Origin of the sequence: Microbulbifer sp. MCCC 1A16149 (assembly GCF_050368945.1) — a bacterium.
In the GTDB taxonomy this organism is placed as follows: domain Bacteria; phylum Pseudomonadota; class Gammaproteobacteria; order Pseudomonadales; family Cellvibrionaceae; genus Microbulbifer.
The window spans coordinates 305,994-321,242 of record NZ_CP185959.1; the positions used below are offsets into that span (position 1 = coordinate 305,994).

The window sequence follows — 15,249 nt, forward strand, 5'->3', positions numbered from 1 at the left end:
ACGTGAAATACGCAGTCAATAAGTCTCTCCCGCCCTTGGCCCGGGCGCTACCGCTGGCACTGGCCCTGAGTGGGCTGCTGCTGGCAAGCGGATGCGAGCGCAAGGCACCGGAAACCGAGGAGGAATCCAGTGCGCCGGTGGCGTCGGCGCAGGTGATCGACAAAGCCGCAGCGGAAGCCTTCTCCACCGAGTATTGGCAGGCGGGACAGGCGCAGATTATCGATGCCGAAGCGGCCGGACAGGCGCTGGAGCGCGCGGTGGCTGAGCTGCTGGAATCACCCACCGAGGATCACCTCGAGGCGGCCAAGCTGGCATGGCTGGATGCGCACCGGGAACTGGCGGGTGCGCTGCCGTTCATCAAGGTGGCATTTTCACCGGCGGACCTGCAGCAGCAGGGTAAAGAACTGATGCTGGCGCTGGACAGTTGGCCCACCCAGGCGGGCTATCTGGACACGGTGCCCGGTTATTCCACCAGCGGTATCGTCAATGACACCGCCATAGAGCTCACCCTCGCAAACCTGCGCAAGCAACACCGCCTGACCGCCCATGAAGAGGCCAGCACCGGCTTTCACGCGTTGGAAGTCATGTTGTGGGGCCCCACCAGTGAGCGCAGTGCTGACCAGTTCGCCAAGGTCAGTGGCGGTGAGCAGCCCGAGGCTCAGGCCTCCAACCGTCGTCGTGAATTGACCCGTCTGATTACCCAGGGCATCCGCGAGGATCTGTCCGGACTGGCGGCACGCTGGCCGCTGACCGCGAATGACCTGTCCCAGCGCTACCTGGCCAAGCCCCCCGCGGCGAGGCTGCAGTGGGTTCGTTCCGCGCATATGGACCTGATCAGCAACGAAGTATTGCCGCGGCTACCGGAGAGTTCGGAGAGTGATGTGGAAAGCGGCCGCGCTGCGGACTCCAAGCAGGCGTTGCTGGCGATACTGCGCAACCTGCAGGCCAGCTGGCTGCCGGAGGGCGGTGGTGGCCTGGCGGACCTGTTGCTGGACCGTCACCAGACCGCGGCACTGGAGCAGGTGTTTCTCCAGCTGGAGGCGCGCCTGTTGAAAATGGAAGACCCCATTGAACTGGCGGAACCAGCGGAGCTGCAGCGCAGCCGACAGCAGATTGAGACATTATTGGGACTGATCTCTGGTGATACCCGGGTGCCCGCGCGGGAAGAGGACATGACCCCAGTCAGCCTGACTACCCCGGCGGAGGACTAGCACCGCGCGCTTTTACGCAGGCTCCAGACGCAAAAAACCCAGGCAGAGCCTGGGTTTTTTGGTTTTGGCCAGCGCGGCTGGTGATTACCAGCGGCGTACCGGACCGGTATCGACGTGTACGAAGTTACTCTTCGGGTAGTAACCCACACCGCCCGCTTTCAGGTCCAGAGCAGCCTGGCGTACTTTGGACAGTGCGACACCCGGCATACGGATATCCAGTGCCATACCGCGGGTGTGGTAGCTTCGGCGTGCCACACCTCGGCCCGCTGCACGCAGCTTGGCGTTGGTCTTCGGCGAACGGTATCCGGAGATGATCTCGATTTCGCCGTTGTAGTTCAGCTTTTCTTTCAGCTTGTACACGATATCGAACAGTTTCGGGTCCATACGTGTAACTTCGTTGGCGCGGTGGTCGCGCAGCAGTCGGTTGAATTGCTTCAGGCCGCTGCTTGCGTAGTCGCCATCCGCCCAGTAGGCGGTATTCAGGCGCTCACCGGTGTGCAGGTTGCGCATTTTCAGGTTGCGCGACTTGCCTACTTTTGCCAGTGCGGGGCCGGCTGAAACCGCCGCCGCGGTAGCTGCAGAAACTGCCAAAAACCTGCGTCGTGAAAGTTCTTTCATACCCTGTTACCGCCTTTGCTTTAGTAGTGAGTGTTGCCGTCATGAGCTTCTAGTCTTCGAGTTGCTTCCCCTGCATCTCGGTATGGCTGCACTGTACGAAAAATAAGCATTGGTTACAAACCGATCAGGTCTTATCGCGAATTGATCAAAAAATAGCCTGGTGTTTTTTTTCTAGCAGCCTACGGCTTTCGGATTTTTTTTGCCGGATGCGCCGGGCAAAGCCGCCAAATCTTGGTGACAACGTTGTCATGCTTAGAAAATTATTTTTCTGCGACTGACTGGTTCTAACTTTGGCGGTTTTTCGACGCGTGAGTGGGACCACCGGGTTTTAGGCGTGGTTTTGTGGCGGATCAGTGCGCGATAGGGGCTATTGGCGCAATGGGCTGTGCGGAGGGACCACCATTTGGGGGCGGATCAAGGAGGTACGGCTAGCGGACATTTTGCTCAAAGTAAGGAGGAGACAGGGCCTCCGTGGGCGTTCGGATACCACGGAGGCGGGGCGGGTCAGGTCAGTTATCCCTGTGGTAGATATCCGGGCGGAAGTTGACCTTGCCCAGGCCGTCCACCCAGGCAGTCAGGTAGGTAATGAAGAGTTTCGGCGGATCATCCACCTTGATGGTGACTGACTCATCTCCGGTGGTCGCCTGTGCCACCCGGGTTCTGTCCCAGCCCTGGTGGCCGAGCAGGGCGTAAGCCAGCTCCTCCGGTTGCTGCAAGCGGATACAGCCGTGGCTGTAGGCGCGGTGGTGATTCTCAAACAGGCTCTGGGCCTGGGTGTCGTGCAGGAAAATGGCCTGTTTGTTGGGGATAACAAACTTCACCCGCCCGAGGGTATTACCGGGCCCCGAGATCTGGCGCAGAGTGGCCTTGCCGCTGGCGGCACTCTGGATACTCTCATCACTTATCGGGGTAGTGGTGTTGGTGCCGTACTTCACGACCCGGTAGCCGCGTTTGTGCATGGCTTCCGGATTATTGCGGGCCTTCGGCAGCAGATCGGTGAGCAGGATGCTGCGCGGCACCGTCCAGGTCGGGTTGAACACTACGGATACGACTTTGGTGGTCATCTCCGGCGTGCGCTTGGTGCTTTTGCCCACCACGGTTTTCATCGACAGCACGATCCGTTGACGGTCGATCAGTTGCAAGCGGAAGTCGGGAACATTGACCAGAATATATCGCTGCCCCGGGTTGTCTGGCAGCTGGTCCCAGCGTTTGGCATTCAACTCCAGCAGCCGCGCCAGCTCTTTGGGGGGGCGCTCAAGCTCCCGCAGTGTGGCTTTGTCAGCGACACCGGTTACAACCATGCCGTGGCGATGCTGGTAGGACTCCACCGCCAGTTGCAGGCCGGCGTCGAATCGCTCGGGATTGCCGCTGTCATCGGAAACCGGACCGGGTTGACCGGTGTAGTCGCCGAACAGGTGAAGCAGCTTGCGCAATTGCGCTACGCGAGGCCCCTGATCACCGGCGCGTAGCGAGACGCCCGGCTCTATCGCCTGCCACTGGCTGTTCATTTCGCGGTAGCGCGCGGCCTCTTCCCGCAGGCGGTTCCCGGCTGTGGCAAAGTGCACTGCGCTATCTGCACCGGTGTAAGGTTGTTGATCCGGTTCGGAATTTTTTTCAGCAGCTTTTTTCTGTGGCTCGGCGGTAGCGGTCTGTGCGCTTTCCGCTGCTTTATCTCCCTTCGTATTTTTCCCTTCCTTATTATCCGGTTTTGCCTGAGGCTCTGCCGCGGCCTGTTTTTCCCGCTTCACAGGTTTCTTTTTCTCTGGGGCTTGTTCCGGTTCTTTTTGTTCCGATTCTGCTTTTTTCGAATCCGGTTTATCTGACTCCGACTGCTGGGGCTGTGGTGTGCGCGATGCCTGCTCCGGTGCCGGGTGCTCGGTCTGTACCTTCGGCTCTTCGCCGTGAACTTCTGTATCTTCTGCTGTTGCGGTTTCCATCAGCGGTAGCAGGGCACAGCAGCTCAGTGCCACGATGGCATAAAAGTGCCGGCACTGTTTGGATTGCTTAAGTTGTTTGCTGGTGATACTGCTCATGGGAACCCCCATTCCTCATTCTGCGGTGCTGCTACTGCGCGCTGTCATCGGCGGCACTGTCTGTGGCTTCCCCGGCGCTGTCGCGGCCGTATATATCCGGGCGGAAGTTGAGTAACCCCTCTTCATCAACCCAGGCTGTCCAGTAGACGATATGCACCGGGATTGGCTGATCCAGCGCAACTGCCCGTGTGCGGGTGCCGGTGGTATAGCGCGATAGCCTTTCTGCATTCCATTTGCCGGGCCGCTTGCCCTGGTCGGCGAGCACGATCTGTGCGAACTCCTGGGGTTTTTCCAGGCGGATACAGCCGTGGCTGTATGCACGTTTGCTGCGGCTGAACAGTTCCTTCCTCTGGGTGTCGTGCAGAAAGATGGCTTGCTGGTTGGGAATCACGAACTTGAAGCGCCCGAGGGCATTGCCCTCACCACCGCGCTGTTGCAGTGCCACACTGCCGAGCCGCAAGGCGCGCAGGTTGCGGCCGCTGAAGGGGACGGATTTGCCGCGATTGTTGACCAGGCGATAGCCGCCCGCAGTGAGGTGGGCGCTGCCCTTGGGCAGTAGTTCGCGCACCGCAATATTTATCGGCACCGTCCAGGTGGGATTAAACACCACCCTGGTCAGGCGGGTGCTGATCTGTGGTGTGGGGTGTTTGGATTTTCCCACCACCACGCGCATCCGGTACTGCTCCTGATCCCCTTCGATTAAACGCAGGGTGTAATCGGGAATGTTGACCACAATATGGCGGGGGCCGAGATCCTTCGGCATTTTTTGCCAGCGATCGAGATTGGCCTGCAGGGTGGCGAGGCGCTTTGCCGGCGGGGTGTTCAGGTGCGCGCGGGTGGCGCTGTCCACTATGCCGTCGGCGCGCAGGCCGTGGCGGCGCTGGAAACGTTCGACGGCAATGCGTACTTCGCTGTCGAAGCGCTCAGCTGCAGAGTGATCACTGTCGGTTTTGTCGTCGTCCTGTAACTCGGCACTGGCCATATCATTGGCGGTGGCCAGATCGCCATATTGCATCAGCAGGCTGCGCAATATCCTGACGCGCGGGTCGCGCACTCCGGGGGCGAGTGTCTGTCCCTCCGGAAGTGGCTGCCAGTGCTCGCCCTCACTGAGAGCGCGGTAGCGTGCCAGCTCTTCCCGCATCAGTGCGTACTGACGACCGTAGGGGGTAAACGGACTGTAGGAGCCGGTTACGGTGGTGAATACCGAGTCGCCGGGCAATGGGGTGATGTCGGTGGATGATCGCTTGGATGTGATCTGCTGTGGCGTGGGACTGGCCGTGTCTGATGACGGTGTTTCCCCCTGCGTAGCCGCGTCCAGGGCGGCGCTCTCCAGTGACAGCGACAGAACTACCGCGGCGCCCAGATTCAATTGAATACCCAGTCTGTTACCCATCAGTGACCCCTGATCTACGCTTTGCCGGCCGAATGGCCCCGTTACACGGTCGGGCGGCCCACGGCTGGCAGAAGAGTCGGAAATCGAGGAGTCCGAGGCTCAGGTGCGCTGTGGGCGAACCCTGTGCCTCTAATTGGTAACTTGTGACCGGATTGGCGCCAAATAAGATTGGGGTATGCGGAGGGGGGATTTCGCGAGGATTCGGAATAACTGCCGGGCGGATCTTCCACCCGGCAGTGCAGTGGGCAGTGAGAGAAGTGGGTTAAAGCGACTCGCTAGTGGCTGCGATTGCTCGTGTTCAGTTGAACTGGTTCACCGCAAGACCGTCTTTGCCGTAGATGTCGGGGCGGAAGTGCATGCGGCCCTCACCGTCGACCCAGGCGGTCCAGTAGGTGAGGTACACCTTCACATTTTTGCTCATGCGCACCTCGGTGGTTTCGTCGCCGGTGGTCAGCTGCTCGATACGGTAGCGGCTCCAGTCACCGGGCTCGTCTCGCAGCAGTACCTCTGCCAGCTGCCGGGGTTTGGCCAGGCGCACGCAGCCGTGGCTATAGTCGCGATCGGTGAGGCCGAACAGGCTCTTGGCGCGGGTGTCGTGCAGGTAGATATCATCCGAGTTGGGGATCTCGAATTTTATCCGGCCGAGAATGTTCTGCTCACCGCCTTTCTGACGCATCAGGAAACCACCGGCCGCGGCGCGCTTCAGGTTCTGGGAGCTCAGCGGCAGATACTCACCACTGCCGTTGACCACCCGGTAACCCATATTTTCCATGCCGTGCGGGTTGGCGCGGGCCTTGGGCAGTATCTCATTCACCAGAATACTGCGCGGTACCGTCCAGGTGGGGTTAAACACCACGCGAGCGACGCGAGTATTGATCTCCGGGGTCATGTGGACCTTTTTGCCCACCACCACATTCATCGACAGCCTGATGCGGTCGTGTTCGACATAGTTGAGGTTGTACCCGGGGATGTTGACCTGGATAAAGCGGTCGCCGAGGTTGGCGGGCAGCTTTTCGCGGCGGCGGATATTGGCCTCAATGATATGCGCACGCGCAGTGGGGGAGATATTCAGGCGCTCGCGGGTCTGCTTGCCCACAATACCATCGGGCTTGAGTCCGTGGCGGATTTGGAAGCGGACCACCGCCTGGTGCAGGCTCTGGTCGAACTTCTTGCTGTTCATGTCGCCGTAGCCGTAGTAATCCCCGTACACGGCGAGCATGTTGCGCAGGTAGACCACGTTGTTGTGCTTGGCGCCGATGGTCATTGCCGGGCCTGCGGGCAGCGGGCGCCAGCGACCGGAGGCGGCCATATTGCGGTAGCGTGCCAGCTGCTCGCGCAGTGCCTGGGCATCGCTGCCGAAGGGCGTGTTCTCCTCGATGAACAGCCCTTCGCCATGGCTGGGTGTCAGGCCGGAGCCCTCATCCTGCAGGTTGCGGAAGCGCGGCATTGCGCGGGGATAGGTCTGCGGGTAGCTGCGGGTAGAGTAGCGGGCGGAATGGCTGGTGCCATAGCGGGAGCCCGAGCTGTAGGCATTGCCGCGCTGCTGGGTAGTGCCGCGGCGCTGGGTGTAATAGCGCGAGCGGTCCACGGCCTGCGTATTCTGGCTACCGCGATTGTAGCCGCGGAAGTACTGGCGGCCGCTGTCGTTGGCAGCGTACTGGCGCGCATCAGCAGCATAGCTACGGGTGCTGGCCATCATGAACCCGCCCCCGGTGAGATTGACCGGGGTGATGTCCTTGCGACGCAGCCGGGGCTGGTGCTTGGGTGCGCTGGGATTGAGCTTGTCGAGCTGCGTGTCCTGGGCGTAGGAAATAAACGCATCGGTAAGCAGTACATCGAGCACCGCGGCCATCTGCAGGCGCTGTGGTGTGTCGCGCAGGGTGCGGTCGAAATAACCCAGGTGATAGCGGTAGTCCACCATGCTACTCGGGTTGCCGGAACTCGAAGCGGTGAGCTGCTTGAGCAGATCGTTGGCGGTATCGCTCAGGCTGTAGTTATCAAACCACAGCAGTCGATAGTCGGTGCGTCGGTAGATGCGGCGCACCGCCACCGGATTGAAAATCGGATCCTGCGCGGGCCAGGCGTCGGGGTTGTCCTCCAGCCAGTTCACCAGATGCGGCCGCACGGCGTTCTCCGGCAATACCGGCACCGTTTTCTGATTGGCAGTGAATGCGTAATAGAGGGCAAACACACACAGGCTACCGAGAAAAATCAACGGCAGCGGTGACTTGCGTTTGCGACGCTCTGGAATGAAATATGACATGGTACCTCAGCGATACTGCAGGGCGCCGGTTTACAGTGCGGAAGCCGGGAGCCCGATCGTTCATACCTTCCCAACCATCGGCGCGCCTGATTCCCGCTAGACGACGGGACAAACCCGTCGGCGGCGCACCTTAGTCGAGCATCCCGCGCGACCTTCCTTTTATAGAGACGGAGCCGGAGACCGCTTGCGCGTATCTCAACATCCGTCTGCCTGTGAAATTAAGTATGGCAACAAATGCGAAATTTGCTTGGCGCGAACTTCTTTTCACCTTACGAGATGTGGGGGGATAAAAATGAATTCCACGGCATAAACGGTCGCGACGCAGGATAAGTGGGAATCCGGCGCCAAACTGGCGGGAAATACACAGTTACTTGTGTGCAGCGTCCCATCGCGGGACGGCGATCGTTCAGCTCGCCGGATAGGAAAAATGGCGCAGGTCGCCGCTGACCCGCCCGTCAATATAGGTCTGCTCCCACAATTGCACGCCGCCACTACTGTCCACGGCCACCAGGGTGCTGGCGCGGGTGCCATAGCCCTGACGCAGCGGGCTGTCAGTGCCGACGGCATCTTCTCTGTTGATACGCACAAAGATGGGGGAGAGGGCCCGCTCCACCGCCAGTCCTACCCCGGTATCCGGAAGCTGCGTATCGGCTGCGCGGGTGTCGTCAGCGAGCAGCGCCAGTGCCGGGGCGACAAAGGATTCCGTATCTATTTGTTGGGGCAGTGCCGCGGCCAACGCCGAAAGCGCCTGGCGACCCTGGATTACCTTGGGCCAGGGCGCATCCGGTGCCCCGTTGGAAATGCCGTGCACACCGGGGGATATGATGAAGGGTCGGTGGCGATTGCCTGCACAAACCAGTGGCTCGCTTGCGCGATGATCAAACAGCAGGGTATTGAAACCGCGGTAACGAGAGCCTGGCAGTTCCGCGGCGTAGTCCGCGGGAGGCTGTTCACCGGCGAGAAAATTCACCGGGATCTCTCCCCGGGACAGTACCTGTGCGGGTTCCGGTACACCGGGCTCCCGGATATTGGTCACCGCGGCCACGCGGCCTGTGGGGGTGACCCCGAGCCAGGTGCCGCCGGCCTCGAGGTCGCGTCCCGCGGTAATCGGGCTGTCTTGCCACGGCTGCGCGGGCGCGGTGGGGCGCTGGTAGAACTCATCCCTATTGGCCAGGAGTAACAGCGGGTAGCGGGGATGTTGGCGGTAGGCGAACAAAAGCAGGCACATAGCGTCTCGCAATAGTCATTTCCTCAATGCCATAATAACGCCCACTTTCAATAACTGCGGTTTGAGCATGCTGACTTACCCCGAGATTGATCCCGTTGCTGTCGCCATCGGGCCCCTCAAAATCCACTGGTATGGCCTGATGTACCTGGCGGGATTTGCCGCCGCCTGGTGGCTGGCAATGCGTCGCGCGGAGAAGCCGTGGTCGCCGGTAATCAAGTCGGAAGTCGAGGACCTGATCCTGTTTTGCGCCCTCGGCGTGGTGATCGGTGGCCGACTCGGATACATGTTCTTTTACAACTTCAGCGAACTGGTCGCGCACCCCCTCAGCCTGTTCAAGGTGTGGGAAGGGGGCATGAGCTTCCATGGCGGTCTGATCGGCGTCATGATTGCGGCGACCATTTATGCGCGCAAGATCGGCACCACCTTCCCCGCGTTGATCGATTTCGTCGCCCCGCTGGTTCCCATCGGCCTCGGCCTGGGGCGTCTCGGCAATTTTATCGGCCAGGAACTGTGGGGGCGCGAGACCGATGTGCCCTGGGGTATGGTGTTCCCCCGCGATCCGGAGCATCTGGTGCGCCACCCGTCCCAGCTCTATCAGGCCTTCCTGGAAGGCCTGGTGCTGTTTGTGGTGCTGTGGGTTTTCTCCAGCAAGCCGCGTCCGCGCCTCGCGGTCGGTGGCCTGTTCATCCTTCTATATGGGTGCTTCCGTTTCATCGTGGAATTCGTGCGTCAGCCGGATATCGGTATCGAGGTAATGTTCGGCTGGATGACCCGCGGCCAGCTGCTCAGCCTGCCGATGATCGCCTGTGGCATCCTCCTGCTGATCTGGAGCTACCGCACCCAGCCGATACCGGAGGGGCGTGGCCAGGGGGAAGAAAAGCGAGCCTCCAGGGGCGCTGCCGGCACCGCCAAGAGCCAGGCCAAGCAGGCCAAATAAGGCGAAGTCGGCATTGGCCGCCTCACCGTAATCAATTACCAGCCAAGAGATATAAATGAAGCAGTATCTGGATCTTATGCGTCACGTGCGCGACAACGGCACCGATAAGAGCGACCGTACCGGTACCGGCACCCGCAGTGTGTTCGGTTACCAGATGCGATTCGACCTGGCCGAGGGTTTCCCGCTGATCACCACCAAGAAGTGTCACCTGCGCTCGATTATTCACGAGCTGTTGTGGTTCCTGAAGGGGGATACCAATATCGGGTACCTGAAGGAAAACGGTGTGCGTATCTGGGATGAGTGGGCCTCGGAAGAGGGCGACCTGGGGCCGGTCTATGGCTACCAGTGGCGCTCGTGGCCCACCGCAGACGGGCGCCACATCGACCAGATCAGTGAGCTGGTTCAGCAGCTCAAGACCCGTCCCGATTCCCGCCGCCTGATCGTCAGTGCGTGGAATCCTTCGGACCTGCCCGACGAGGGCGTGTCACCGAGTGACAATGCCCGCGCCGGAAAGATGGCGCTGGCGCCATGTCACGCGCTGTTCCAGTTCTATGTCGCGGACGGCAAGCTGAGCTGTCAGCTGTATCAGCGCAGTGCGGATATTTTCCTAGGGGTGCCCTTCAATATCGCCTCCTACAGCCTGCTGACGCTGATGCTGGCGCAGGTATGCGGCCTCGAGCCGGGTGACTTCGTGCACACTTTTGGCGATGCCCACCTCTACTCCAACCATATGCAGCAGGTAGAAGAGCAGCTTTCCCGCGAGCCGCTGCCATTGCCGAAGATGGTGCTCAATCCGGAAGTCGATGACCTGTTCGCATTCCGTTTCGAAGACTTTGAGCTTCAGGGTTACGAGGCGCACCCGCATATTCCCGCACCGGTGGCAGTGTAATGGCTGTCGCTTCGCCTGCGCTGGCGATGATTGTGGCGATGGCGCGCAACCGCGCCATCGGGCGTGAGAATACGCTGCCCTGGCGCATCTCCGGAGACCTGCAGTTTTTCAAGCGCACCACCCTCGGCAAGCCGGTGGTGATGGGGCGCAAAACCTTCGAATCCATCGGGCGACCGCTGCCCGGGCGGCAGAATATCGTCATCACCCGCAACCCTGACTGGTGCGTCGACGGCGTCACCGTGGTGTCGTCACTGGAACAGGCGCTGGCTATCGCCGCGGATACCGCTGTCCGTGACGGGGTTGACGAGATAATGGTGATTGGCGGAGCAGAAATCTATCGACAGGCGATACCTCTGGCACAGCGTTTGTATGTGACCGAGGTGGATACTGAAGTCGAGGGAGATGCCTTCTTCCCTGCGCTGAACGAAACCTGGCGGGAAGTCAGTCGGGACTGTTACCCGGCGTCTGAGAAGGACGAATACAACTACTGCTTAGTCCAGTACGACAGGTTTAAATAAAAAACAATTTGACTAAAAAATGCCCTATCGGGTAGTTTTGGTTAAATGTTGTGCAATGCAAGCCGCCGCATATGTGTGCATGGAACTCGAGGGTGTTACCCGAGTGTTACCCAGCTACACAGCTCAGGTGCCTCAGTCAATCGGCATTTGAATAATCAAAACGGCTGTTTACAATGTGCGGCTCTTAGCTGTCTTCAAACCAAAAAATACCGCGTTGTGGCAGCTAATCCATCGCGACCATGTTGTGAAATATTGAACCCACTGGGGGGTCTAATGAAAACCAAGCGATTCATGGCTGTGGCGCTGACCACTGCGCTGTCTGCCGGCGCACTGTACGGTAGCGTAGCCACTGCGGACACACTCGATAACGTCCTCAAAGTTGGCCAGCAGAAAACTGCTGCGGCAACTGCATCTCAAAAGCGCATCGACAAGATCGCTCAGGAAACCTCTGAACTGCTGACCGAGTTCAAGGTAGTGAACAAGCAAATCGACGGCCTGCGCGTATATAACCGTCAGCTCGAAAAGCAGCTGGCCAACCAGCTGGCCGTGATCAAGGACCTCGACGAGTCCATCGATCAGGTAACCGTGATCGAGCGTCAGATCCAGCCTCTGATCCTGCGTATGCTGGACGGCCTGGAGCAGTTCATCGAACTGGACGCCCCCTTCAAGTTGGCCGAGCGTAAGTCCAACCTCGAAGGTGTTAAGAACAATATGGACCGTTCCGATATCACTGTAGCGGAGAAATTCCGTCAGGTGCTGGAACTGTACAACTTCGAAGCGGAATACGCGCGCAAGATCGACAGCTACGGCGACACCCTGAACGTGAACGGCCAGGATCGCGAAGTCAACGTACTGCAGATCGGCCGTATCGCTCTGGTAGCTCAGACCACCGACTCCAAAATCTCTCTGGCTTACGACAAAGAGCAGAAAGCTTGGGTTGAAGTTGATTCCGGCGAATACCGCCGTGCAATCATGCAGGGTCTGAAAATCGCCAAGAAACAGGCCACTACCGACATCATGACTATGCCGATTCCGGCTCCGGAGGCTGCGCAATGAAAACCATCGCCAAAAGCGTACTCGCAGTAGCTGCCGCTGGCCTGATCAGCGTTTCCGCTGTAGCCCAGGACAAAGCTACTTCCCTGGACCAACTGCTGAAGATGGTTCAGAGCTCTAAAATTTCCGAGTCTGCCGAGCACAAAAAACGCGAAGCTGACTTCCGTCGTCAGAAGGCTAATCAGGCTTCCCTGCTGAGCCAGGCTGAAAACACCCGCGCTTCCGAAGAAGCCCGCTCTGCGGCGCTGGAAAAGAAGTACGAAGAACAGGAACTGCTGGTTCAACAGAAGCGTCAGCAGCTGGACGAGCGCCTCGGCTCTCTGAAAGAACTGTTCGGCCACCTGACCTCCACCGCTGGCGACTTGCGCGCCAACCTGGACACCTCTCTGGTTTCTGCCCAGTACCCTGGCCGCGCCGAGTTCCTCGATCAGCTGATCGAAAAAATGAACTCCGCTACCAAGCTGCCGACCATCCAGGAAATCGAGCGCCTGTGGTACGAACTGCAGCGTGAAACCGTGGAATCCGGCAAGATTGTTAAGTTCAACGGCACCGTAATCCTGCCCGACGGCGAACAGGCCGAGCAGGAAGTGGTTCGTGTGGGTAACTTCAACCTGGTTTCCAACGGTAAATACCTGGAAATGAACGACAACCAGAAAATGGCCGAGCTGATCCGTCAGCCCGACGGTAAGTACCTGAGCATGGCGTCTGACCTGCAGGCAGCTACCAGCGGCTTCACCGCATTCGGTATCGACCCGACTGGTCCTACTGGTGGTTCCTACCTGAAAGCCATGATCGCGAGCCCGAGCATCGTTGAGCGCTGGCACCAGGGTGGCATCGTAGGCTACATCATCACCGGTGTTGGTGTGGTTGCGGTACTGCTGGCCGTATGGCGTCTGATCGTGCTGTCTGGCGTTAATGCCAAGGTTAACTCCCAGCTGCGCTCCTCTACCCCGAACACCAACAACCCGCTGGGTCGTGTTCTGTCCGTAGCGGAAGAGAACAAAGGTGTCGACGGCGAGACTCTGGAACTGAAGATGGAAGAAGCGGTGCTGAAAGAGCGTCCGGCCATCGAATCCGGTCTGAACCTGCTGAAGATCATCGCTATGGTTGCTCCGCTGCTGGGTCTGCTGGGTACCGTTACCGGTATGATCATCACCTTCCAGGCGATCACCATCTTCGGCGCTGGCGATCCTAAAGCCATGGCTGGTGGTATCTCCTCTGCACTGGTAACCACCGTTCTGGGTCTGTGTGTGGCCATCCCGACTGTGCTGCTGCACACCATCGTGAACGGCCGCGCCAAGCGCATCCTGCACATCCTGGACGAACAGAGTGCCGGTATCGTTGCAGAAAACGCTGAACGTAAATAAGAGGAGGCGGCAACATGCACGCATTGAATGACGCATGGGCCGCCGTCAACGCCTTTATGGCGTCGGGCGGGCCAGTACTACTCCTGATCGCCGGCCTGACCTTCTTCATGTGGACGCTGATTTTCGAGCGGTTCTTCTACTTCAAGGGTGCCCTGAAGCGTGATGTTCAGGGTGCTGTGGACACCTGGGAAGCGCGCCCCGAGCGCAAATCCTGGGGTGCCCACCAGATCCGCTACGCACTGGTTTCCCGGGTATCCGAGAAAATTCAGAGCAACATGGACATGATCCAGACCTGTGTAGCCCTCGCGCCGTTGTTCGGCCTGCTGGGTACCGTTTGGGGCATGATCAACGTGTTCGAAGTTCTCGCGATTACCGGCGGTGGTGATGCAAAGCAAATGGCCAGCGGTGTATCCATGGCCACCATCCCGACTATGGCGGGTATGGTGACCGCACTGTCTGGGGTGTTTGCTAACACTTACATCACCCGTACCGCAGAGCGCGAAACCCAGTTGCTGGAAGATCATCTGACGATGGATCACTGACGGCACCACAGTTCAGGTGACCGGTGAGCGCCACAGGCCCTTGCCGCGATCCGAGAAGGTTTAGCCAAATCGGGGAGCTTTCACTATCAATACACTTGAGGTGAAAGCTCCACAGGGCCAAATCTCGCTAATAGCATTTCGCTAAAGAGAGTTGCAATGAGCAGAAAACAGAATACGGCTGAAGAAGAAGGGCAAGCGATTGACCTCACGCCCATGCTGGACGTGGTGTTCATCATGCTTATCTTCTTCATCGTCACCGCGACCTTTATCAAGGAGCCCGGGGTTGACGTAGTGAAGCCGGAAGCGACAACCGCTGATCTCAAAGCCGCCTCTATTCTGGTAGCGATTAACGACAACAACGAAATCTGGATTGCCAAAGAGCAAGTAGATGACCGCCTGGTGAAAAACACCCTGGAGCGTCTCTACGCAGAAAACCCGAAAGGGTGGTTGGTAATTCAGCCCGATAAAAAGGCGAGTATCGAGAAGGTTGCCCTGATCGCGGACGCGGCCAGGAAGATCGGAATCGAGAAAGTGTCGGTCGCTACAGAGAAGAGTTAACAGCTATGAACCCGGTAAGACTAGCAGGGGCAGGTGCGTTGGCGGTAGCCACGACTTTCGCCCTGATCTTCACCATGCATCAGCTGATTGAAGCCAACATGAAGGCTCCCGATGAGGAAGAGCCTATCAAGGTGGCAGACGTCGTGATGCCTGAGACGAAGATCGAAACCAAATACGATACCAGCAAACCGGATAAACCCGACGAGCCCGAAACTCCGCCACCCGATATGCCGGAGCCGGAGTTTGACCAGCCGGATATAGACAATGCCCTGAACATGTCTGCTCCTGCTGCAAGCGCCGCCGTGAAGGTGGGTGGGATTGGTGGTTTCGCCACCGAAGGGGACTACCTGCCTATCGTAAAGGTTCAGCCTCAGTATCCCCGTCGCGCACTGCAGCGTGGTATCGAGGGCTGGGTAGTTGTGGAATATACGGTGACCAAGAACGGTTCTGTACGGGATCCTCGTGTGGTTGAAGCCTTCACCAAAGATGGCAACCCGACCACCATCTTCAACCGCGCAGCGGTGAAGTCGGCCCTGAAGTACAAGTACAAGCCGCGGGTTGTTGACGGCGAGCCAATTGAAGTGCCTGGTGTAAAAACCAAGATCAGCTTCAATATGGCGCAATAAATAGGGGACGCAT

At 59.0% G+C, this 15,249-nt stretch carries 14 protein-coding genes; 9 read left to right on the top strand and 5 right to left on the bottom strand.

Annotated elements, in window-relative coordinates; all coding sequences use genetic code 11:
• The first annotated feature begins 2 nt into the window (after positions 1-2).
• Complete coding sequence (locus ACONT6_RS01300; RefSeq protein WP_428820092.1) at positions 3-1,211, top strand: imelysin family protein; 1,209 nt, start codon at positions 3-5, stop codon at positions 1,209-1,211.
• Between the two features lie 84 nt (positions 1,212-1,295).
• Here the strand turns inward: ACONT6_RS01300 and ACONT6_RS01305 are convergent, their stop codons facing one another.
• From ACONT6_RS01305 to ACONT6_RS01325, 5 genes are all read right to left on the bottom strand, one after another.
• Positions 1,296-1,829: a DUF882 domain-containing protein gene (locus tag ACONT6_RS01305; RefSeq protein WP_181254340.1), complete on the bottom strand. Its 534-nt coding sequence runs from the start codon at positions 1,827-1,829 to the stop codon at positions 1,296-1,298.
• Between the two features lie 509 nt (positions 1,830-2,338).
• Positions 2,339-3,862: a L,D-transpeptidase family protein gene (locus ACONT6_RS01310; RefSeq protein ID WP_428820093.1), complete on the bottom strand. Its 1,524-nt coding sequence runs from the start codon at positions 3,860-3,862 to the stop codon at positions 2,339-2,341.
• Positions 3,863-3,893: 31 nt separating this feature from the next.
• The gene (locus ACONT6_RS01315) at positions 3,894-5,255 is read right to left on the bottom strand and encodes a L,D-transpeptidase family protein (protein WP_428820094.1); all 1,362 of its coding nucleotides are present in this window, start codon (positions 5,253-5,255) and stop codon (positions 3,894-3,896) included.
• Between the two features lie 298 nt (positions 5,256-5,553).
• The gene (locus tag ACONT6_RS01320) at positions 5,554-7,518 is read right to left on the bottom strand and encodes a L,D-transpeptidase family protein (protein ID WP_428820095.1); all 1,965 of its coding nucleotides are present in this window, start codon (positions 7,516-7,518) and stop codon (positions 5,554-5,556) included.
• 406 nt (positions 7,519-7,924) lie between these two features.
• A complete protein-coding gene (locus ACONT6_RS01325; RefSeq protein WP_428820096.1) occupies positions 7,925-8,758 on the bottom strand; it encodes an NRDE family protein in 834 nt (277 codons plus the stop codon).
• Positions 8,759-8,813: 55 nt separating this feature from the next.
• Between ACONT6_RS01325 and lgt the strand changes: the two genes are divergently transcribed.
• The 8 genes from lgt (at position 8,814) to ACONT6_RS01365 (ending at position 15,236) form a co-directional block, all read left to right on the top strand.
• Positions 8,814-9,683, top strand: a complete 870-nt coding sequence (gene lgt / locus ACONT6_RS01330) for a prolipoprotein diacylglyceryl transferase (protein WP_428820097.1) — start codon at positions 8,814-8,816, stop codon at positions 9,681-9,683.
• Positions 9,684-9,738: 55 nt separating this feature from the next.
• Positions 9,739-10,572 (top strand): thymidylate synthase, encoded by an 834-nt coding sequence (locus ACONT6_RS01335; RefSeq protein ID WP_428820098.1) that lies wholly within the window; start codon positions 9,739-9,741, stop codon positions 10,570-10,572.
• Positions 10,572-11,090, top strand: a complete 519-nt coding sequence (locus ACONT6_RS01340) for a dihydrofolate reductase (protein WP_428820099.1) — start codon at positions 10,572-10,574, stop codon at positions 11,088-11,090. Before ACONT6_RS01335 ends, ACONT6_RS01340 begins: the two co-directional genes overlap by 1 nt.
• 273 nt (positions 11,091-11,363) lie before the next feature.
• A complete protein-coding gene (locus tag ACONT6_RS01345) occupies positions 11,364-12,146 on the top strand; it encodes a DUF3450 domain-containing protein (RefSeq protein WP_078085520.1) in 783 nt (260 codons plus the stop codon).
• The gene (locus ACONT6_RS01350; protein WP_428820100.1) at positions 12,143-13,510 is read left to right on the top strand and encodes a MotA/TolQ/ExbB proton channel family protein; all 1,368 of its coding nucleotides are present in this window, start codon (positions 12,143-12,145) and stop codon (positions 13,508-13,510) included. Before ACONT6_RS01345 ends, ACONT6_RS01350 begins: the two co-directional genes overlap by 4 nt.
• A 14-nt stretch (positions 13,511-13,524) precedes the next feature.
• On the top strand, positions 13,525-14,052 hold the full coding sequence (locus ACONT6_RS01355; RefSeq protein ID WP_078085522.1) for a MotA/TolQ/ExbB proton channel family protein: 528 nt from the start codon (positions 13,525-13,527) through the stop codon (positions 14,050-14,052).
• Positions 14,053-14,208: 156 nt separating this feature from the next.
• Positions 14,209-14,610: an ExbD/TolR family protein gene (locus tag ACONT6_RS01360; protein WP_078085523.1), complete on the top strand. Its 402-nt coding sequence runs from the start codon at positions 14,209-14,211 to the stop codon at positions 14,608-14,610.
• A gap of 5 nt (positions 14,611-14,615) precedes the next feature.
• The gene (locus ACONT6_RS01365) at positions 14,616-15,236 is read left to right on the top strand and encodes an energy transducer TonB (RefSeq protein ID WP_078085524.1); all 621 of its coding nucleotides are present in this window, start codon (positions 14,616-14,618) and stop codon (positions 15,234-15,236) included.
• Positions 15,237-15,249: the final 13 nt, after the last annotated feature.